12 protein-coding genes and 1 riboswitch are annotated in these 20,125 nt (G+C 75.6%); of the genes, 5 read left to right on the top strand and 7 right to left on the bottom strand.

Annotation, left to right across the window (positions count from 1 at the left end):
* Window positions 1–9 precede the first annotated feature (9 nt).
* Window positions 10–1,974 carry a sigma-70 family RNA polymerase sigma factor gene (locus ABZ135_RS34485; protein ID WP_356701583.1) on the top strand — a complete coding sequence of 655 codons (1,965 nt, stop codon included), beginning with the start codon at window positions 10–12 and terminating at the stop codon, window positions 1,972–1,974.
* Here the strand turns inward: ABZ135_RS34485 and ABZ135_RS34480 are convergent.
* Entirely contained in the window at window positions 1,961–5,248 is a 3,288-nt protein-coding gene (locus tag ABZ135_RS34480; protein WP_356701581.1) for a BTAD domain-containing putative transcriptional regulator, read from the bottom strand. The two genes, ABZ135_RS34485 and ABZ135_RS34480, sit on opposite strands and share 14 nt — an antisense overlap.
* 195 nt (window positions 5,249–5,443) lie before the next feature.
* Complete coding sequence (locus ABZ135_RS34475; RefSeq protein ID WP_356701579.1) at window positions 5,444–7,573, bottom strand: asparagine synthase-related protein; 2,130 nt, start codon at window positions 7,571–7,573, stop codon at window positions 5,444–5,446.
* A 598-nt stretch (window positions 7,574–8,171) separates the two neighbouring features.
* Between ABZ135_RS34475 and ABZ135_RS34470 the strand changes: the two genes are divergently transcribed.
* The 4 genes from ABZ135_RS34470 (at window position 8,172) to ABZ135_RS34455 (ending at window position 13,400) form a co-directional block, all read left to right on the top strand.
* Entirely contained in the window at window positions 8,172–9,728 is a 1,557-nt protein-coding gene (locus ABZ135_RS34470) for an MFS transporter (RefSeq protein WP_356701578.1), read from the top strand.
* 82 nt (window positions 9,729–9,810) lie between these two features.
* The gene (lhgO, locus tag ABZ135_RS34465; RefSeq protein WP_356701576.1) at window positions 9,811–11,010 is read left to right on the top strand and encodes an L-2-hydroxyglutarate oxidase; all 1,200 of its coding nucleotides are present in this window, start codon (window positions 9,811–9,813) and stop codon (window positions 11,008–11,010) included.
* Between the two features lie 158 nt (window positions 11,011–11,168).
* Window positions 11,169–11,888, top strand: coding sequence for a tRNA (guanosine(46)-N7)-methyltransferase TrmB (gene trmB / locus ABZ135_RS34460; protein ID WP_356701595.1), 720 nt, complete (start codon window positions 11,169–11,171; stop codon window positions 11,886–11,888).
* A gap of 198 nt (window positions 11,889–12,086) precedes the next feature.
* Complete coding sequence (locus tag ABZ135_RS34455; protein ID WP_356701593.1) at window positions 12,087–13,400, top strand: PrsW family intramembrane metalloprotease; 1,314 nt, start codon at window positions 12,087–12,089, stop codon at window positions 13,398–13,400.
* Window positions 13,401–13,483: 83 nt separating this feature from the next.
* On the opposite strand, the gene ABZ135_RS34450 is transcribed toward ABZ135_RS34455, so the two are convergent.
* The 5 genes from ABZ135_RS34450 to ABZ135_RS34430 form a co-directional block, all read right to left on the bottom strand.
* Entirely contained in the window at window positions 13,484–14,449 is a 966-nt protein-coding gene (locus tag ABZ135_RS34450) for an aldo/keto reductase (protein ID WP_356701574.1), read from the bottom strand.
* 48 nt (window positions 14,450–14,497) lie between these two features.
* A complete protein-coding gene (locus ABZ135_RS34445; protein WP_356701573.1) occupies window positions 14,498–15,622 on the bottom strand; it encodes a M23 family metallopeptidase in 1,125 nt (374 codons plus the stop codon).
* Window positions 15,623–15,633: 11 nt separating this feature from the next.
* Window positions 15,634–15,781: riboswitch (cyclic di-AMP (ydaO/yuaA leader) on the bottom strand.
* 238 nt (window positions 15,782–16,019) lie between these two features.
* Window positions 16,020–17,231: a PP2C family protein-serine/threonine phosphatase gene (locus ABZ135_RS34440; protein WP_356701572.1), complete on the bottom strand. Its 1,212-nt coding sequence runs from the start codon at window positions 17,229–17,231 to the stop codon at window positions 16,020–16,022.
* Window positions 17,232–17,571: 340 nt separating this feature from the next.
* Window positions 17,572–18,810 carry an MFS transporter gene (locus ABZ135_RS34435; RefSeq protein WP_356701570.1) on the bottom strand — a complete coding sequence of 413 codons (1,239 nt, stop codon included), beginning with the start codon at window positions 18,808–18,810 and terminating at the stop codon, window positions 17,572–17,574.
* The gene (locus ABZ135_RS34430; RefSeq protein ID WP_356701568.1) at window positions 18,807–20,093 is read right to left on the bottom strand and encodes a pyridoxal-phosphate dependent enzyme; all 1,287 of its coding nucleotides are present in this window, start codon (window positions 20,091–20,093) and stop codon (window positions 18,807–18,809) included. Before ABZ135_RS34430 ends, ABZ135_RS34435 begins: the two co-directional genes overlap by 4 nt.
* Between the last annotated feature and the right edge of the window lie 32 nt (window positions 20,094–20,125).

Here is a 20,125-nt window from a genome sequence, read left to right as displayed (position 1 = left end):
GCTTCCGCGATGAGCGGTGACAGTCGGGACGAGACGCTGGGCGGAGAGGGCGGCACCGCGGAGGCCGTGAGCCGGCCCCCGGCCCAGGTGCCCAGCCAGGGCGGCCCGGTCGGCTCCTCCGGCATCACCGGTGACCCCGTGGGCATGGCGGCCGAGGCAGGTGTGCCGCAGCAGCGCGAGGGCGGTGCCGCGGTCCAGCCCGCCGCCGACGGGGCCGTCGAGTCCGGATCCGTACTGCCGCCGCCGCGCGAGCTGCCGCCGTCCGACGCGGAGCTCGTCCAGCGGATGCGGGAGGGGGACGACGGGGCGTACGAGGAGCTGTTCCGCCGGCACTCCGCCGCCGTCCGCCGCTACGCGCGGAGCTGCTGCCGGGACGCGGACACCGCCGACGATCTGACGGCCGAGGTCTTCGCCCGCACCCTGCAGGCGGTACGGGGCGGCGCCGGGCCGGAACAGGCGGTGCGCGCCTACCTCCTGACCAGTGTGCGGCGGGTGGCCGCCACCTGGACCCGGACCCAGAAGCGCGAGCACCTGGTCGAGGACTTCGCGGTGTTCGCCGAGGACGCCGCCCGGGCCGCAGAGGTCTCCGACCACGACACCCTGGACCTGGGCGCGGACGTCCGGGCCATGCACGAGGCCGAGCAGTCGCTCGCCATGCAGGCGTTCCGGTCGCTTCCGGAGCGCTGGCAGGCCGTGCTGTGGCACACCACGGTCGAGGAGGAGTCGCCGAGCGAGGTCGCGCCGCTGTTCGGCCTGACCGCCAACGCGACCGCGGTGCTCGCCAGCCGGGCCCGCGAGGGCCTCAAGCAGGCATATCTCCAGGCCCATGTCAGCCAGTCGCTCACCGCGGGCGGCGACTGCGCCCGCTATGCCGACCGGCTCGGCGCGTTCGCGCGCGGCGGTCTGCGGATGCGGGCCGAGCGGGGCCTGCGCAAGCACCTCGACGAGTGCGCCAAGTGCCGTCTCGCCGCCGGTGAGCTGGCGCATGTGAACGCCGGGATCCCCGCGCTGCTGCCGGTCGCCGTCATCGGCTGGTTCGCCGCCGGATATTCGCTCAAGGCCGCGGGCATCGCGGCCGGCGGCGCCGCCGGTGCGGGCGCGGCCGGGGCGGCGGCGGCCGCCACGGGCACGGGCACCACCAGCGGCGCGGCCGGGGCCTCCTCGGCCGCCGCCGCCGAGGGGCTGGGCATCCCGGCGAAGGCCGGCATCGCGGCCGTCGCCGCCGTCGCCGCGACCGCCGGCCTGGTCTGGGCGCTGACCGGTTCCGATACGGAGCCCGTCGCCCAGCCCGCGGCGACGCCGACGGCCGTCGTGCCCGTCGCACCACCGGCGCCCGCGCCGAAGCCGACCCCGCCGCCGCCCTCGCCCACGCCGAAGCCGGTGCCCCCGCCCGTACCGGCTCCGCCGCCCTCCCCGAGCCCCGAGCCGACGCCGAGCGCGAAGCCCAGCCCCCGGCCGACGCCGTCCCCGAAGCCGAGGCCACGGCCGTCGCGGACGCTGCCGAAGGTGACGCCGAAGCCGACGCCCACCGGGCCGGCCGTCTACCCGCTCAACCGGCTCCAGTACGGGATCGCCGGCGACGGCAGCAAGCCGGAGGTCGACCTCGCGCAGAGCAGTTGGATGTGGCAGCGGTCCAGCGTGTCGATGGGCGACCGCCGCTACGCGCACGGGGTGAGCGTGCACGTCCCGTCCTCGATCCTGATCGACCTCAACCGGCAGTGCACCACCTTCGAAGCCCTCGCCGGCCTCGACGACATGAGCGTCCCGCTCGGCGTCGGCGGTGTGCGCTTCTCGGTGTACGGCGACGGCAGGCGGCTGTGGCGCTCCGACGTGATCCGCCCCGGCGTCGCCCCGGTCCCGGTGCACGTCGGCATCGCGGGCCGCCGCACCCTGCGGCTCGTCGTCGAGGAGCACACGCCGTTCGGCCGGGCGGCGGTCGCGGACTGGGCGAACTCCCGGATCAGTTGCCGCTGAGCCCGCCGCCGCGTCCGGCTGCCGCCGGGCCCGTCCCCACCCGTCCCCGCGAGGTGTACGGCTCCGCGAGGGGTGAGGTGTACGGCTCCGCGAGGGCGAGGACCTTCGCCGCGTCGAGGTCACGGCCGGCGGCCCGCGCGGCCTCGTAGGCGTCGGGGGCGAGTCCGGCGCGCGCCAGGGCGGTGACCTCCGCCGCCTCGCGCAGCTCCGGCGCGGCGCGGGGCACCTCGCCCCGCCAGGCGTCGACGGCGGTCAGGATGCTCAGGGCGGGGGCCGGTTCGCCGCTGAGGGCGAGGGCGGTGGCGAGGCCGTCGGCGAGACCGGCCGCGAAGACGTCGGCACACTGGGCTTCCCGCGCCATCCGCAGGGCCTCGGCGGCCTGCGCGACGGCCGCCGGTCCCGCCCCCTCGTACGCCTCGACCCGGGCGGCGAGTCCGAGCACGAGGGCGTGGAAGTGCGGCGGCGGCGTGCTCTCGCCGATCATCGCGCCCGCCGCCTCCATGTGCGCGCGGGCGGTGGCGACGTCCCCGCCGTACAGCGCGATCCCGGCCAGCAGGAAGCGGACGTAGGTCTCGGTGTCGCGGACGTGGTGGCGCTCGGCCACCGCCATGGCCTCGCGCAGTCCCTCGGCGGCGGCGGTCACGTCGCCGAGGCGGAAGTCCAGTTCGGCGAGCCGGGCGATGAGGAACGGCGCCTCGGCGTGCGCGCCGACCTCGCGGGCGAGGGCCAGCGCCTCCTCGTACGCCTCACGGGCCTCCTCGTGCCGGCCGCGGAGCATGGTGGCCTCGCCGACGGCGCTCGCGACCTGGGCGCGCATCCAGCGGTCGCCGACCCGCCGGGACAGCGCGCGCAGCTCGGCGAGGTCGTCGTCGACCTCGGGCGTGTCGCCGGGCATGTCGATGACCGTGTGCGTACGGAACATCAGCGTGACGCCCATCTCCCACGGGCCGCCGTGCCGACGGGCGTTGGCGACGGCGATGTCGAGGAGGGCGCGGACCTCGGCCGGCTCGTCGGTGAAGTACGCGGTGAAGGGCCACAGCAGGCCCGGGAAGCGGGCGGACTCGGGCCCGGGGTCGGTGGCGAAGGCGGCGCGCACGCGGGCGACGAGCGCGGCGACCTCCGGGTCGTCCCGGAAGGCGGGGAGGGTCTGGCTCTCCACGGCGAGGAAGAGGTGCAGCATCCGCAGGTGCATGCGGGGCCAGTAGCGGGGGTCGGCCGGGTCCTCGGGGTCGTCGCCGAGGCGGACCACGCGCTCGGTCCAGGCGAGGCCCTCGGCCCGGTAGTTCCGCAGCCACCAGAACCAGCCCAGGGCGAAGACCAGCCGGAGGGCCGCGGGCTCGTCGCCGGCGGCGACGGTGCGGTGGAGGGCGGCGCGGATGTTGTCGAGGTCGCGCTCGACGCGGGCGATCCAGGGGAGCTGGTCGCCCGAGCGCAGCAGGGGTTCGGCCCGCTCGGCGAGGGCGGTGAAGTGGGCGGTGTGGGCGGCCTCGGCGGCGGCGAGCAGCTCCGGGGTCTCGGCGGCGCGCTCCACGGCGTATTCGTGGATGGTCTCCAGGAGGCGGTAGCGCATCTCGCCGTCGTCGGTGGGGGTGGCGACGACGAGGGACTTCTCGACGAGGCCGCCGAGGGTGTGGGTGGTGTCGGGGCCTACGGACCGGCCGGGGGCGGCTGGGGCGAGGGCTTCGGCGGCGGCGAGGTCCCAGCCGCCGGCGAAGACGGAGACCCGCCGGAGCAGGTCGCGCTCCTCGGCGTCGAGGAGGTCCCAGGACCAGTCGACGACGGCCCGCAGGGTCTGCTGGCGGGGCAGGGCGGTGCGGGAGCCGGAGGTGAGGAGAAGGAAACGGTCGTCGAGGCGGTCGGCGATCTGGCGCGGGGTGAGCAGGCGCAGACGGGCGGCGGCGAGCTCGATGGCGAGGGGCAGACCGTCGAGGCGGCGGCAGATCTCGTCGACGGCGGGCAGGTCGTCCTCGATGCGGAAGGCGGGCCGGACGGCGCGGGCGCGTTCGGCGAAGAGCCGGTGGGCGGGGGTCGGCGGGAGGGGTTCGACGGGGCGGACGGATTCGCCGGGCACACCAAGGGGTTCGCGGCTGGTGGCGAGGACGCGCAGCTCGGGGCAGTGGGTGAGGAGGGTCTCGGCGAGGGCGGCGGCGGCGCCGATGACGTGCTCGCAGTTGTCGAGGACGAGGAGGAGGGGACGGCGGGCGAGGTGCTCGACGAGCTGGGCGGTCGGATCGTCGTGGAGCGGCTGTCCTTCGCGGGTGATCAGGCTGGTCTCGCGCAGACGGAGGGCGGAGAGGACGGCGCCCGGTACGGCGTCGGGGTCGTCGAGCGGGGCGAGCTCGGCGATCCAGGCGGCGGGCCCCGCGGCCCGCAGGGCGGCCTCCTCGGCGAGGCGGGTCTTTCCGGAGCCGCCGGGTCCGGTGAGGGTGACGAGCCGGGAGAGCGCGAGGTCGGCACGAAGGGCGGCCAGTTCGGGCTCGCGGCCGACGAAGGAGGTGAGGCGGGGCCGGATATTGCCGGACGGGGGCGCGGGCGCGGGCTCATGGGCGGGCGCGGGTGCCTCGGCGGCCAGGAGTTCGGCGTGCAGGGCGGTGAGCTCGGGGCCCGGGTCCGCGCCGAGCCCGTCGGCGAGGGTGCGGCGGGCGGACTCGTACGCGGCGAGGGCGTCGGCCGGGCGCCCCTCGGCGCGCAGGGCGCGGATCAACTGGGCGTGGAAAGTCTCGTCGTACGCGTACGCGCCGGTGAGCTCGGTCAGCTCGGGGACGAGTCCGGCGGTGGCACCGCGCCGCAGGTCGGCCTCGATACGGCGGCGGAGCGCGGCCAGCCGCTGCGCCTCGGGGCGCACGCCGGCGGGCTCGGGCAGATCGGCGAGCGCGGGCCCCCGGAAGAGGCCGAGGGCGGTGCGCAGCAGTGCGGCGGCGGCTTCGGGGTCGCCCGCGTCGAGGCGCGCCTCCGCGTCGCGGACCTGCCGCTCGAAGACGTACAGATCGATGTCCTCGGGCCCGGCGGCCAGCCCGTACCCGCCGGGGCCGGACGTGACGGCGTCCTTGCCGAGCACCCTGCGGAGTCGTCCGACGAGCGCCTGCAGCGCGGCGCCGGGGTCCTGCGGCGGCTCGTCCCCGTACACGTCGCCCACGAGCTCCCCGACGGACACGACCCGCCCGCCGCGCAGCGCGAGCGCCGCGAGCAGCGCGCGCAACCGGGCGCCGCCGAGGGGGACGGGGGCGCCGCGGGCGTCGAGGGCCTCGGTGGTGCCGAGGATGAGGTACCGCACCGGATCATTGTCGCGGGTGGGGGTGACGGGCGCCTCGGGGTTTCCGTCGGGGGTTCCCCTGAGAGGGGCGCGAGGACGTCAGAACGCGCCGGTGTCGAGGTCGCAGCCGAGGGGCGCGGGGAGCGGGGAACGGCGCCCGCGCCCTCAGCGGGGTGGGGCCTCGTGCACGTGGCCATCACCTCTTGGCCCGCCCCCTCACGCCGGAAGGGACCGCCCCGACGGGATCAGCGGCCCCGGGACCGCGCGGTGTTTCGGGGCCGCCGTGCCGGTCCAGCAGGAGCCGCGGCGGGAGAGGAGGCGGCGGAGCCAGAGTTCGGTGGAGACCAGGTCGGCGAGGCCGTCGAGGGGGATCTGTTCGCCGTCGGCGGCGGCGTGCAGGGCGCGGCGGACCACGCGGGCCTCGATCAGGCCCGCGTCGGCGAGGAGCGGGGCCTCGAAGAGGGCCAGGAGCTGGGGGAGGGCGGCGCGCAGACCGGCGCGGGTGGCGGCGGCCGGGACCGCGGGGTGGGAGGCGCCCCAGCCGGAGGGCAGGTCGTGGATGCCGGCGCCGGCGAGGACGGTGCGCAGGACGCCGGCGCGGGCGTCGGGCTGGACCCGCAGCGATTCGGGCAGGGCACGGCAGGCCCGCACGACCTGGTTGTCCAGGAAGGGGGCGTGCAGGCGCTGGCTGCGGATCTCCGCGGCCTGCTCCAGGATCCGGTGGTCGGCCGCGGCGCGGGCGAGTGCGGCACGCGCGCGTGCCTCGCCCGGGCGCTGGACGGAGGTGGGCAGGGTCGCCGCCCGGTTCAGGCGAACCGATACTTCCGCCAGCGCCTCCCCCGTCAGCCAGCGCGCCGCCGGCCCCGGCCGCGACCAGGCGAGCGCGGAGAGGGACGCCTCCAGGGGGCCGTAGGCCCCGGTGGGCGCGCGGTTGGCCTCCAGGACCCGGGTGGCGGCGGCCTCCAGGCCGGTGCGGTACGGCGTACGGGCGAGCCGCCGCGCCGCCCGGTAGACCGTCAGCGGCACCAGCAGCGCCCCCGCCGAGGTGCCGGTCGCCTTGGCGAGCGCCGTGACGGGACGCACCAGGGAGCGGCGGCGGCGGTCCATCAGGAGGTCGGCGAGGCGCGCCGGGTGGGCGTCGAGGACCTGGCGGGCGCCGAAGCCGGTGAAGTGGTCGGCGCTGCCGCCCGCGAGCCGCCTGCGGTGCCGTTCGGCCGACACCAGAGAGGGGCCCGGTTCGTCCGTGAGGGGCCCTTCGAGCTCCGCGTACGGCAGGGCCTCCTCGCCGGCCGCGACGACCACGTGGTGCAGCCGCGGGTTGGCGGCGATCTCCCGGGCGCGTTCGAGTTCGTCGGTGCGGCCGGGCGTGGCCAGGTCGTTGAAGGTGACGGCGAGGAGCCGCTCCCCCGCCCCGGTGCCGTGGCCGAGGATCGTGCCGGGGACGCCGGGGAGCCCGGCCGCGAGCAGGGCGAGGGTGCCGGAGGCGCTGCCGCCGGACAGATCGGCGCCGATCCCGGGCGCGGGTCCGGTCCCGCGGGCCGCGCGCCGGTCGGCGGGCCCCATGCCGGGCACCGGGCCCGGGTCGGGCAGCGGCATCTCGGGGGCGTGCCGGGGCGCCGTCAGCCGGGCCCGTACGGCCTCGACCAGGGCGTCCCGCACGGCCTCCACGGCCTGCCGGGGGTCGGCCTCGGGCGCGGCGACGGCGAGCGAGGCGACGGTCTCGTAGCCGGTGATCTCGCGGGAGCCCTCGCGCAGGATCAGCGCGTGGCCGGGCGGCACCCGGCGCACCCCTTCGTACGGGGTGGAGTCGCGCAGCGCCTCGGGCGTCTCGGGGCAGGCGAGCAGGGCGGCGAGGTGTCCGATGTCGAGCTGGGCCTCGGTGAGGTCGGCGAGCGGCAGGGCCGCGGTGCCGTAGGCCGTACCGCCCGCCCAGGGGGTGTGGAAGACCGGCCGGGCGCCGGCGAGGTCACCGGTGACGGTGATGCGGCGGCCCGTCTTGACGACGGCGGTGTAGCTGCCGGGCCACGCGGTCAGATGCCGCAGTGCGCCCCCGCGCGCGGTCAGCAGGCCGCGCCGCAGTTCGTCGTCGCTCGCGGCGCAGCAGCCGAGGACGGCGAGGCGGGTGTGCTCGTCGACGGCGACCAGACGCACCTCGTCCGGGCGCCAGTCGCCGACCGCCCACAGCGGATCGGGATCGCCCCACAGGAGCTGCGCGCCCACCGGGTGCACCGTGCGCCCCTCGGCCGGGTCGCCGACGGCACCGGCCGAGCCGAACGGCGCCCCCTGGTGCACGCCGTGGGTGCCGAAGCGCGCGGCGACACTGCTCCAGCCCACCAGCCACCGCATCGCCGCCTCCACAAAGGTCGAGTGGAGACATGCTGCCATGACAACGGCGCACGGGAGGTATCACGAGGGGCATCGCGCCAAGGGCGAATGCGCCCCTGGCATGGGCCAGTTGAGCGCCGTCGCCTTTCGGCCATTCTCAACCCCTCGGCGGCCGAGGGGTTTCCTCACCGGGCGGCGCTGAAGAACCGGGGAAGGGGCGGTGCCGGACCGGTGGTGAGACGCGGCGGAACTCGGGCAGTCCGGGAGGCGTTCGCCTCCCGGAGCCGTCCGCCGCCCGCGGGGAAAGGGGCGACGGTGTCCCCCAGCCCACCCGTCCGGGACATCGGTCCTCGGCCAAGTGGGCCGACCCACGCAGCACTCATGGAAGCGCTCCCTCCTCCACCCCGGCGAGAGCGCACGGGCGGGCGCACGGCCACACACCGGGAGCACGACGGACGGCCGCGGATCCGGCGCTCATCCCATCCCACAACAATCTCGCCATACGGAACACCGCCCCTTAACGGTCGGGATCCGGCGAACTACGCTGTGCTTACGAATGCCGCACGCCTATGCCCGGCGTCGTGGCGGCCGTCTGGGTGTCGTGTCGAGGGGTGGCGTCATGTCCAGGGAGCAACGCGGGCCGAACGAAAAGCTCGGCACGGTTCTCGCCCTCGCGGGAATCAGCAATGCCGGGCTCGCCCGGCGCGTCAACGACCTCGGGGCACAGCGGGGTCTGACGCTTCGCTACGACAAGACGTCGGTGGCCCGGTGGGTGTCCAAGGGCATGGTGCCGCAGGGCGCCGCCCCGCACCTGATCGCCGCCGCCATCGGCCAGAAGCTCGGCCGGCCCGTGCCGCTGCACGAGATCGGTCTCGCCGACGCCGATCCCGCCCCCGAGGTGGGCTTGGCCTTTCCGCGCGACGTCGGCGAGGCGGTCCGCTCGGCCACCGAGCTGTACCGGCTGGATCTCGCCGGTCGGCGGGGCGGCGGCATATGGCAGTCCCTCGCCGGCTCCTTCTCCGTGAGCGCCTACGCGACGCCCGCCTCGCGCTGGCTGATCACCCCCGCCGATCCGTCGGTGGAACGCCGGGCCCCGCGCCCGGCGACGGCCCCCGGCCCCGGACCCGGCACCGGCCCGTCCGCCGGGACCGGAGGCACCGGCGGCGCGGGCGCAGCGGCCTCCGGAGCCGGCGCCCTCGCGGGGGCCGGCGGGCTCGGCGGGGCCGGCGGGCTCGGCGCCGTCGAGGCCGTGGAGCACGTGCGCGTGGGGCACAGCGACGTCGCCAAGCTCCGCGAGGCCGCGGAGGACGCGCGCCGCTGGGACTCCAAGTACGGCGGCGGCGACTGGCGCTCCTCCATGGTGCCCGAGTGCTTACGGGTCGACGCCGCGCCCCTGCTGCTCGGCTCCTACTCGGACGAGGTCGGCCGCGCCCTGTTCGGCGCGACCGCCGAGCTGACCCGGCTGGCCGGCTGGATGGCCTTCGACACCGGCCAGCAGGAGGCCGCGCAGCGCTACTACATCCAGGCCCTGCGGCTCGCCCGCGCCGCCGCCGACGTGCCGCTCGGCGGCTACGTCCTCGCCTCCATGTCCCTCCAGGCGACCTACCGGGGCTTCGCCGACGAGGGCGTCGACCTCGCCCAGGCCGCCCTCGAACGCAACCGGGGTCTGGCCACCGCCCGCACCATGTCCTTCTTCCGGCTCGTCGAGGCCCGGGCGCACGCCAAGGCGAGCGACGGGGCGGCCGCCGCCGCCGCGCTCAAGGCCGCCGAGGGCTGGCTGGAACGCTCCCGCGACGGCGACCCCGACCCGTCCTGGCTCGGCTTCTACTCGTACGACCGCTTCTGTGCCGACGCCGCCGAGTGCTACCGCGACCTGAAGGCACCCCGCCAGGTGCGCCGCTTCACCGAGCAGGCGCTGTCCCGGCCCACCGAGGAGTACGTGCGCTCGCACGGCCTGCGGCTGGTGGTGTCGGCGGTGGCCGAGCTGGAGTCGGGCAACCTGGACGCGGCCTGCGCCGCCGGCACGCGCGCGGTGGAGGTGGCCGGGCGGATCTCGTCGGCCCGCACCACCGAGTACGTACGGGACCTGCTGCACCGGCTCGAGCCGTACGGGGACGAGCCGCGGGTCATGGAGCTGCGGGAGCGGGCCCGCCCGCTCCTCGTGGCCCCCGCGTGACGTGACACGTGTCCCACGGTGCGGGCGGTTTAGGCCGGTTGTCAGTGGGCCAGTGCACTATCAGGGGTGGGAGGTGGCGCTGGTGTCCGATGCGGACCGCTATGACTGTGACGTGCTCGTGATCGGCGGCGGGATCGTCGGCCTGTCGACGGCGTACGCGATCACGCGCGCCGCGCCCGGCACCCGCGTCACGGTCCTGGAGAAGGAGCACGCGCCGGCCCGCCACCAGACCGGGCGGAACAGCGGCGTGATCCACAGCGGGATCTACTACCGGCCCGGCTCGCTCAAGGCCCGCTTCGCGGTCGAGGGCGCGGCCGAGATGGTCAAGTTCTGCGCGGAGTACGGCATCCCCCACGAGGTCACGGGCAAGCTGATCGTCGCCACCGGCCGTGAGGAGCTGCCCCGGCTGCACGCGCTCGTGCAGCGCGGCCGGGAGAACGGGATCCCGGTGCGCGAGCTCGGCCCGGCGCAGATCAGCGAGTACGAGCCGCGGGTGCGGGGCCTGGCCGCGATCCACGTGGGCACGACGGGCATCGTCGACTACGGGGCGGTGGCCGCCAAGCTGGCCGAGGCGTCGGGCGCCCGCATCCTGTACGGCTCGGAGGTCACCGTCGTCGACCGGCGGCCCTGGGGCGTCGCGGTGCGCACGGCCGCGGGGCGGGTGGTGCGCGGACGGGTCCTGGTGAACTGCGCGGGACTGCACTGCGACCGGGTGGCGCGGCTCGCCGGCGACGACCCGGAGATGCGGATCGTCCCCTTCCGCGGCGAGTACTACGAGCTGGCCGACCCCTCGCTGGTGCGCGGCCTGGTGTATCCGGTGCCCGACCCGGCCTTCCCCTTCCTCGGCGTCCATCTGACCCGCGGCATCGACGGCGGTGTCCACGTCGGGCCGAACGCGGTCCCGGCGCTCGCCCGCGAGGGGTACGGCTGGTCGGTCGTCCGCCCGCGCGAGCTCGCGGGCACCCTCGCCTGGCCCGGAAGCTGGGCGATAGCCCGCGCGCACTGGCGCTACGGGGCGGGCGAGCTGCACCGCTCCCTCTCCAAGCGCGCCTTCACCGAGGCCGTACGGCGCATGCTGCCGCTCGTCGAGGAGCGCGACCTGCGCCGGGCGACCCCCGGGGTGCGGGCGCAGGCGGTGCTGAAGGACGGCACGCTGGTCGACGACTTCCTGATCCGCGAGTCGGCCCGCACGGTCCATGTGCTCAACGCGCCCTCGCCGGCGGCGACGGCCTCCCTCCCGATCGGCCGCGAGGTGGCCGGCCGGGCCCTGGCGCTGCTGTAAGGGACGAGAGCGGCGCGGGCGGCGGCCCAAGGGGCGCGGTCGATGGCCCGGCGCGGGGCGGGCCCGCCCCGTAGAATCGGCACATTGTGTCTGAGCAGCCTGAGAACCCCCCGCACACCGCCCCTGCCGAGCAGCCCGTCGCCCGTCGCGGCAGCCGCATGTTCGCACCCGGCGAGGGGCCCTCGCCGGATCCGGCGGGCGCGCACTTCGAGCGGCGGATCCGCAGCTTCCAGCCCCGCCGCAGCCGCGTCACCGCGGGGCAGGCCGAGGCCATGCTGAAGCGGTGGCCCGACTGGGGGCTCGACATCGACGGCAAGCGGGTGCTCGACCTGGACGAGATGTTCGGGGGCCTTCCGGTCGTCCTGGAGATCGGCTTCGGGATGGGCGAGGCCACCGCGCAGATGGCCGCCGCCGATCCCGGCACCGGCATCCTCGCCGTGGACGTGCACACCCCCGGCCAGGGCAATCTGCTCGGCCTCGCGGACCGCAACGGCCTGACCAACGTCCGGGTCGCCAACGGCGACGCGATCATCCTGCTGCGCGAGATGCTCCCGCCGGAGTCCCTCGCCGGCTGCCGGGTCTACTTCCCGGACCCCTGGCCCAAGAAGCGCCACCACAAGCGCCGGCTCATCCAGCCCGAGTTCCTCACCCTGCTCGCCCCCCGGCTGAAGCACGGCGGCGTGCTGCACTGCGCCACGGACTGGGAGCCGTACGCGGAGCAGATGCTGGAAGTCCTGACCGCGCACCCCGACTTCGAGAACACCCAGGAGGACGGCGGCTACGCCCCGCGGCCCGGGTACCGGCCGCTGACCCGCTTCGAGGGCCAGGGGCTCGACAAGGGGCACGTCGTCCACGACCTGCTCTTCCGCCGCCGGTAACCGAACTCGCCGGCCCGGTCCTCCATCGGTGGGGACCCGGATGTCCACAGGGCGGTGGGCCGGTTTTCCACAGGCTGAGGGAACTCCCTCGCCGCTGTCGGTGACCGTCGTTAGGGTCGTTGCGTGTCATCGAACCCCATCGCCGGTCCTGCCGCCGAGCCCGTCCCCGCCCACTCCGACGCCCCCTCCCCCGCGTTCGTGCCCGCTCCCGCTCCCGTGCCCGCGCTCGAGAGCGACCAGCCGGACTTCGCGGCCGTCCCGGAGCGTGCCAAGTGGCGCTACAAGCCGCGCAAGGCGTTCTGGCGCAGCCGGCTGCTCCGGGCCGTCGCGCTGATCGCCGCGCTCGCGCTGTGCGCGCTGGCGATCCTCGCGATGGTGCGGGAGCAGACCGGCACCGAGGGCTTCCTCGTGGGCCTCGGCCTCGCGGTGCTGCCGGTGCCGCTGCTCCTGGCCGCGTTCCGCTGGCTGGACCGGGTCGAGCCGGCTCCCTGGAAGAACCTGCTGTTCGCGCTCGCCTGGGGCGCGTTCGCCTCCACCCTGGTCGCGATCCTCGCCAACTCCTTCGCCGTGGAGTGGATCAGCAGTGCCACCGCGGATCCCGGCTCGGCCGACACGCTCGGCGCGACCGCCGTCGCGCCGGTCGTGGAGGAGACGGCCAAGGGCGCCGCCCTGCTCCTGCTCTTCCTCTTCCGCCGCCGGGACTTCACGGGCCCGGTCGACGGGCTGGTCTACGCGGGGTTCACCGCCACCGGCTTCGCCTTCACCGAGAACATCCTCTATCTCGGCAACGCCTTCGGCGAGGACCAGGAGTTCGGCGCCGCCGGTCTCGGCTCGGTGACGGTCGGCACGTTCTTCGTCCGGATCATCATGTCCCCGTTCGCGCACCCGCTGTTCACCTCGCTCACCGGCCTCGGCTTCGGCTTCGCCGCCCTGCTGCCGGTCACCGCCAGGGCCCGCCGCACCCGCCTGGTGCTGCTGCCGCTGGGCGGACTGCTCCTGGCCATGGGCATGCACGCCCTGTGGAACGGCTCGGCGACCTTCCACCCGCTGGCGTTCGTCCTGGTCTACGGGATGTTCATGGTGCCGGTGTTTGCGCTGCTCACCTGGCTCGCGATATGGAGCCGGCAGCAGGAGCTGCGCACGATATCCGGGGAGCTCCCGGCCTACGCGACGGCCGGCTGGCTCGCCCACGACGAGCCGCTGGCGCTCTCCTCGATGCGGGCCCGCGCCCTCGCCCGGGGTTTCGCCGCCCGCAGCTTCGGCAAGCCGGGCGCGCAGGCCGTCGGCGAGTACGAGGCGTTCGCGACGACCCTGGCGTTCCTGCGCCACCGGGCCCGTCGCGGACAGGCGGCGCCGGACTTCACGGCCCGCGAGCAGGAGCTGCTGCACCATCTGTGGCAGCGCCGCCAGGTCGCCTCGCCCGCGCTGACCCACGCGGCCCGGGTCACCGGCCGGGTGTGGGTGCCGCCGCAGTATCTGGACTACGGCGGCTACAACCCGTACCGGAGCTGATCGGGCGCGGGCGTCCAGCCCAGGCGTCCGGCCCAGGCGTCCGGCCCAGGCGTCCGACTCAGCCGTCCGGCTCACCGTCCGGCTCAGGCGTCCGGCCCAGCCTGGCCCTCCGACGCCTTCGTCAGCGTGGCGAGCTCCGCGTCCGTCAGGCGCAGCTCGGCGGAGGCCACGAGGGCGGGGAGCTGCTCGACCGTGCGGGCCGAGGCGATCGGGGCGACGACGGTCGGGCGGGAGGCCAGCCAGGCCAGGGCGACGCTCGCGAGCTCGGCGTCGTGGGCCTCGGCGACCGCGTCGAGGGCGGCCAGCACCTTCCGGCCGCGCTCGGTCTCCAGGTGCTTGGCGGCACTGCCGGCGCGGACGCTGCTGACGGCGCCGCCCGGCCGGTACTTGCCGGTGAGGAAGCCGGAGGCGAGTCCGAAGTACGGCACGGCGGCGAGCCCGGCCCGTTCGACGGTCTCCAGCAGCGGGCCCTCGTAGGTGTCCCGGGACACCAGGTTGTACTGCGGCTGAAGGGCGACATAGCGGGCCAGGCCCTCGGCCTCGGCGAAGTCGAGGGAGGCGCGCAGCCGCTCGGGGGAGATGTTGGAGGCGGCGACGGCCCGCACCTTGCCGTCCTTCACGAGCTGGTCGAGGGCGGTGACGATCTCCTCGACGGGCACGGACTCGTCGTCGAAGTGCGTGTAGTAGAGGTCGATGTAGTCGGTGCCGAGACGGCGCAGCGACTCCTCGGCAGCCGCCTTGACGGTCGTGGCGCTCAGCCCCTTGTACTGGGGGTGGGCGCCGACCTTGGTGGCGACGAGGACGTCGGAGCGGTTGCCGCGCGAGGCGAGCCAGCGGCCGATGACGGTCTCCGACTCGCCGCCCTCGTTGCCCTCGGCCCACGCGGAGTAGACGTCGGCGGTGTCGACGAAGTTGCCGCCCGCGGCGGCGTAGGCGTCGAGGACGGCGAAGGACTGCGCCTCATCGGCGCTCCAGCCGAAGACGTTGCCCCCGAGGGCGAGCGGGAAGACGTGGAGATCGGACGTGCCCAGCCGGCGAAGAGTGGTCATGAGTCGGTCAACCCCCGAGGTCGCCGGGCGTATTCCGGCCAGGCCGGACTAGACGGTCAGGCCCTTGGAGCGGAGCCAGGCCGCCGGGTCGATGCCGTCGCCGGACGGGGTGTGGACCTCCAGGTGGAGGTGGGGCCCGGTGACGTTGCCGGTGGCGCCGACGCGGCCGATGGTCTCGCCGGTGCCGACCGACTGACCCGCGCTCACCGTCATCGACGACAGGTGCGCGTACCAGATCTCGGTGCCGTCCTGGAGCTCCAGGACGACCCGGTAGCCGTACGAGCCGGACCATCCCGCCGACTTCACGGTGCCGCTGTGGACGGCCTTGACTGGGGTGCCGGTGGGGGCCGCGAAGTCCAGGCCGGTGTGGTAGCCGGAGGACCACATGGAGCCGGACTCGCCGTAGGTCGAGGTGAGCGTGTACGAGGAGGTCGGCAGGGCGTAGCTGGCGGCGAGCTTGGCCAGGCGCTCGGCCTCGGCCTTCGCCGCGGCCTCCTCCTCGGCCTTCTTCTTCGCCTCGGCGGCCGCCTGCTCCGCGGCCTTCGCCTGGGTCTCGGCCTCGGCCGCCGCCTTCTCCGCGGCGGCCTTCTCCGCGGCCGCCTTCTCGGCGGCGTCCGCGGCGGCCTGCTGCTGCTCGGCCTGCTGGAGGATGCGGGCGCGCAGCGCCTCGCCCGCGTCGGTCTGCGTCCGGGCCTCGGACGCCTCGGTGCCGGAAGCCTGGTCGGTGCCGGCGAGCGTGAAGGCGGTGAGCGGCTGGGCCTGGTGCCCGGCCGCGACGACGTCGGAACCCCCGGACCCTCCCGAGCCCTCGGCCCCCTCGGCCCCCTCGGCCCCCTTGCCGTCCGCGCCGATCAGCTCGCCGATGCCGGGCAGTTCGGAGGCGTCGGGCAGGTCGACGTCCGGCAGCGCTATGGAGACCGGCGGCCTCTCCTGGGCGGTGGCCAGACCGCCGGCGCCGACCGCGGCGATGACGCCGACGCCGAGCACGGTGGAGGAGCGGGCGAAGTTGGAGCGCTGCTTGACGACCCGGTGGCGCCCGCCGGCACGGCCCCGGTCCCGCAGGGAGTCCTCGGTGGGGTTCCACTCCTCCCCGTCCGCGCCGGCGGCGCTCGACGCCCCCGAGGTGTCGAAGTAATCGAAGGGGGTATGCGGAGCAGGGGTGTTGGAGGCCACGGAGGCGCTCTCCTTTCCTTCCTTCTCGCCTACCGGGTTAGCTGACGGGTTCGGAGCAGGAAGGTCTCCTACGGGCGGTGCCGCACGAGTGCGGTGGGGCCCGATTCACCCCAAGTGGTGGTTCCCCGGTTCCCTTACGGGATTCGGCGCGTGCGCACGGTGCCGTCTCTTGCGACGGCTGGGACGACCGCGCTGCGTTATCGAACGTTAATAGACGTGGCCTCCCGATTCCAAGCCGTTCCGCTTGATCATTAGCTGAATTGGTAGGGAAAAGCCCGAGTTGACCTCCCTTCAGAACGGCGTCAGGACCAAACCCCGTATCTGACGTTACGTCAATTGTTATCGGAGCGACACCTCGTCACCACGCCCTGTCACCACGCCCTGGTACCGCGCCCTGTCACCGCGCCCCGTCACCACCCGCGTCACCACCCGCGTCACGGCGCGGACCCACCGCCCGGTCGGCCGGCGGCACCACCGGCATCGTCCGCCGCCGCTCCGGCTGCCCCACCGCCGGACGGCTCACCGCGAGCAGCGCCATGTCGTCCGTGGTGCCCCCGCCCGTGTGCCGCCGCACATCCGCCACCACCGCGTCGAGCAGCTCCTCGGGCCCCGGGAAGATCCACCCCGCGAGCCGCTCCCCCGGGTCGTAGAAGACCCCCGCCGCGTCCCGCGCCTCCGACAGGCCGTCCGTGTAGAACAGCAGCGTCGCACCCGGCGGATACGGCGACTCGTCGGCCCGGTCCGGCCACACCGCCAGTTCCCCCATCCCCAGCGGCAGCGCGGCCTCGCTGGGCCGCAGCACCTCCACACCCCCGTCCGCCCGCAGCAGCAGCGGCTCGGGATGGCCCCGGTTGACCACCCGCACCACCCGGTCACCGCCCGGGATCTCCGCGAGCACCGCCGTGGTGAACCCCTCGAACGCGTCGAGACCGTCGCGCCGGGTGCCCTCCCGGGCCAGCGCCCGCTCGAGCCGCGCCGCCACCCCTTCGAGGGTCGCCTCCTGCTCGGCCGCCTCGCGGAAGGCACCGATCACCACGGCCACGGCCTCCACCGCGTCGAGCCCCTTCCCCCGCACGTCGCCGACCACCAGCCGCACCCCGTGCGGGGTGTCCTGCACCGCGAACAGGTCGCCGCCGATGAACGCGTCCGCCTGCGCCGCCTCGTACCGGGCGGCGATCTGCAGCCCCCCGATCCGCTCGGCGGGCGTGGGCAGCACCGCCTTCTGCGCCGTCTCCGCGATCACCCGCGCCGAGGCCAGCCGCTCGCCGCTGCGCCGCACCACCCGGCTGATCAGCACCGCGAGGCCCGAGACCGTGGCGACCGTCAGACTCTCGGTCAGGGAGGGGATCTCCGCCACCGTCCCGTTGTAGACGTGCAGACCGACGCTGGCGAGGACGGCGGCGATGCCCGTGAGCAGCGTCGTGAGTGTGGAGAAGAAGGGGGCCGCGATCAGCGGCGCCGCCGAGAACATCGGCGCCGCCGTGTACTGGGGCGGGGTCGACGCGTCGAAGACGATCCCGCCCACGATCACCAGCGGAGGGAGCGCGCGCAGAAAACGCCGGGCGCCGCGGTACGGGCCGGGCGACGGACCGCCGGACCCTGCGCGCACCGCACCGGAGGAGGAGCCGGAGCCGGAGGGCACACCGGACGAGGCCCCACGGCCCCCGGAGGAGGACGCGTCGGCGGCCCGACCGGAGGCCGGACCCGGGGCCGGACGGGCGCGGCGGCCACCGGAGAGGCCCCGCCCGCGCCGCACCGCTGCTCGCGCCACCTGTGCTCTCCCGCCTGCACCGCCGCCTGGACTGCACCGCCGCCTGGACCAGCGCCGGCACTGCCGCCGCCCGGGCTGCCGTCTGGACTGCCCTTCGGCGTGTCCTCTGGACTGGTCTGGACTGTCCTCTGGCTCGCCGCCCGGCCCCGGACGGACCCGCGCCCTGTCCAGGGTGCCGTCAGGCCGCGCGGCTCGGCGACTCCTCCTCGGCCGGTTGGCGTACGGGCGGCGGCTCGGCCAGCCGTCCGCCCCGGGCCAGCAGCGCCATCGCCCCCGCGCACCCGAGACCGACCGCGCACAGCACCAGCCAGGGCGCCGCCGACCGGCCGGTCAGGTCGAGCAGGGCGCCCGTCCCCAGGTTCCCCAGGGTGATGCCCACCCCGCAGACGGTGTTGTAGAGCCCGTAGTGGGTGGCCACCCAGCGGCCCCCGGACAGCGCGACGACCGTGTCCATCTCGTACGGGTAGAGCACCGCGTTCGCGACCGCCAGCACCGCCGCGCACAGCAGCAGCCCCACCAGCGAACGCCCCAGCCCCGCCGGGACGAGGAAGGCGCCGCCCATCAGGGCGAGTCCGAGCACCAGACAGCGCTCGCGCGACAGCCGGGCCTTGCACCAGGCGGTGATCCGCAACTGCCCGGCCAGCGCCACCAGCGCCGAGACCACGAACAGGGCCGTGGTCGCCGCCGTACCGCCGGCGGCGAGCGGCAGCGCCAGATAGACCTGGAAGGACAGCACGTACGAGCCGGTCATGGCCAGCGAGAACAGCCAGAACGTGCGGTTGCCGAGCACCGTACGGAACTGCCCCTTCCGCCCTTCCCCGGCGGTGTCCGCGGCCGCCGAGGACCGGCGCACCGGCAGATGCCGCAGTTGTACGAGGGTGAGCGCGGCGAACAGGACGGCCGCGACCGTGCACGTCAGCCGGAACGACACCCCTGTCAGGGCCACCCCGATCAGCGGTCCAAGGAGGATGCCCGCCTGGTAGTACGCGTTGAACAGGGCGAACGCCTCCACGCGCCGCCGCTCCCCCGCCTCGGCCGCGAGAAAGGCCCGCACCGCCGGGTTGAACAGCGCCCCCGCAAGCCCCGTCGCGAGCGAGGCGGCGAGCAGCGCGGGCAGCGACTGGGCGAAGGCGAGCGCCCCGAAGCCCAGGGTCCGCAGCGCGCAGCCGGCGACGATCAGCGGCTTGAAGCCGAGCCGGTCGGCGAGCGCCCCGCCGACCAGGAACATGCCCTGCTGGGACAGGTTCCTGGCGCCCAGCACGAGCCCGACCGCCCAGGCCGCCATGCCGAGGCCGTCGGCCAGATGCGCGGCGAGGTACGGCATCAGCATGTAGAAGCCGAGGTTGATGGTGAGCTGGTTGAGGAAGAGGAGACGGACGGTCGGGTCGAAGCCGCGGGTCTGGCGCCAGAGGTTCACCGGTCGCCGCCCTGGGAGGAGCGGGCCCCGACCGCGCCGGCCTGGGAGGAGCGGATCGGCGCGGCGCCGGACCGGATGGAGCGGGCCTGGGCGGCGGCACCGGACCGGGCGGGGCTGACCTGGGCGGCGGCATCGGACCGGGCGGGGCGGACCTGGGAGGAGCGGGCCTGGCCGGCGTCGGACCGGGCGGGGGCAGTCCCGCCAGCATCGGTCCGGGCGGGGGCAGTCCCGCCGACGTCGGCCCGGGCGGGGCGGGCCTGCCCGGGCCGGTCGAGGACCCGGCGGGTCCAGCCGCGGACCGGCTCGCCGGGCGCGTACGCCGCCGGCTCCTCCCGTACGGGCCCGTCGAGCAGTCCGTGCGCCGCGCAGAACTCGTCGTTGAAGACGGTGTCGAAATAGCGCTGCGGCCCGTCCGGGAAGACCGCCGCGATCCGGGTGCCGCGCGGCCGGGTACGGGCCAGCCAGCCGGCCACCAGCGCGACCGCGCCGACGCTCCAGCCGCCGGTCGCGAACTGCCGGGCGGCCAGCCGGCGGGCCGCCCGTACCGCCTCCGCCGGCCCCACCCAGTGGACCTCGTCGAAGGCGCCGTGGTCGACGTTCGCCGGGTGGATGGAGGAGCCGAGCCCGCGCATCAGACGCGGGCCGGCCGGCAGCCCGAAGACGGTGGAGTCGATCGAGTCCACCCCGACGAGTTCCAGGGCGGGGCTGCTGGTGGCGCGCAGGGCGCGGGAGATGCCGGCCGAGTGCCCGCCGGTGCCCACCGCGCAGACCAGCACGTCGATCCGGTCGAGCTGACCGGCGAGCTCGGCCGCGAGCCCGGCGTACGCCTCCGGGTTGTCGGGGTTCCCGTACTGGTCGGGCCACCAGGCCCCGGGCAGCGCGAGCAGCAGCTCGGCCACCCGGTCCCTCCGGGCCTGCTGCCAGCCGCCGTGCGGGCTGGGCTCCGGCACGACGTGGACCCGGGCGCCGTGGGCGGTGAGCATCCGCTCCACGATCGGTTCGAGCCCCGGGTCGGTGACGACGTGGACGGGGTGGCCGTGCAGGATCCCGGCGAGGGCGAGCCCGAGGCCGAGGGTGCCGGAGGTCGACTCGACGATCGGGGCGCCCGGCCGCAGGTCACCGCGGCGGCGGGCCTGCTCGACCATGTGGAGGGCGGCGCGGTCCTTGATGCCGCCGAAGTTGAAGCCTTCGAGCTTGGCCCAGTAGCCGTCGTCCATCCACAGCACGGGGGTGTGGCCGACGGTCTGCTCGGCGACGGACAGGAGGTTGGCGGGGTGCGTCATGGGGTCTGCGTCCCTTGGGGGGTGAGGGGGGC

Source organism: Streptomyces sp. NPDC006339, assembly GCF_040612775.1.
GTDB lineage: Bacteria > Actinomycetota > Actinomycetes > Streptomycetales > Streptomycetaceae > Streptomyces.
The sequence above is the reverse complement of the archived record's forward strand: the minus strand, read 5'-3'. Positions and strand labels throughout refer to the sequence as shown.

Coding starts and splice junctions, on each gene's coding strand:
- trmB (WP_356701595.1), top strand. CDS start 11,169: ATGTTCGCACCCGGCGAGGGGCCCTCGCCGGATCCGGCGGGCGCGCAC.
- ABZ135_RS34470 (WP_356701578.1), top strand. CDS start 8,172: ATGTCCAGGGAGCAACGCGGGCCGAACGAAAAGCTCGGCACGGTTCTC.
- ABZ135_RS34475 (WP_356701579.1), bottom strand. CDS start 7,573: ATGCGGTGGCTGGTGGGCTGGAGCAGTGTCGCCGCGCGCTTCGGCACC.
- ABZ135_RS34430 (WP_356701568.1), bottom strand. CDS start 20,093: ATGACGCACCCCGCCAACCTCCTGTCCGTCGCCGAGCAGACCGTCGGC.
- ABZ135_RS34450 (WP_356701574.1), bottom strand. CDS start 14,449: ATGACCACTCTTCGCCGGCTGGGCACGTCCGATCTCCACGTCTTCCCG.
- ABZ135_RS34485 (WP_356701583.1), top strand. CDS start 10: ATGAGCGGTGACAGTCGGGACGAGACGCTGGGCGGAGAGGGCGGCACC.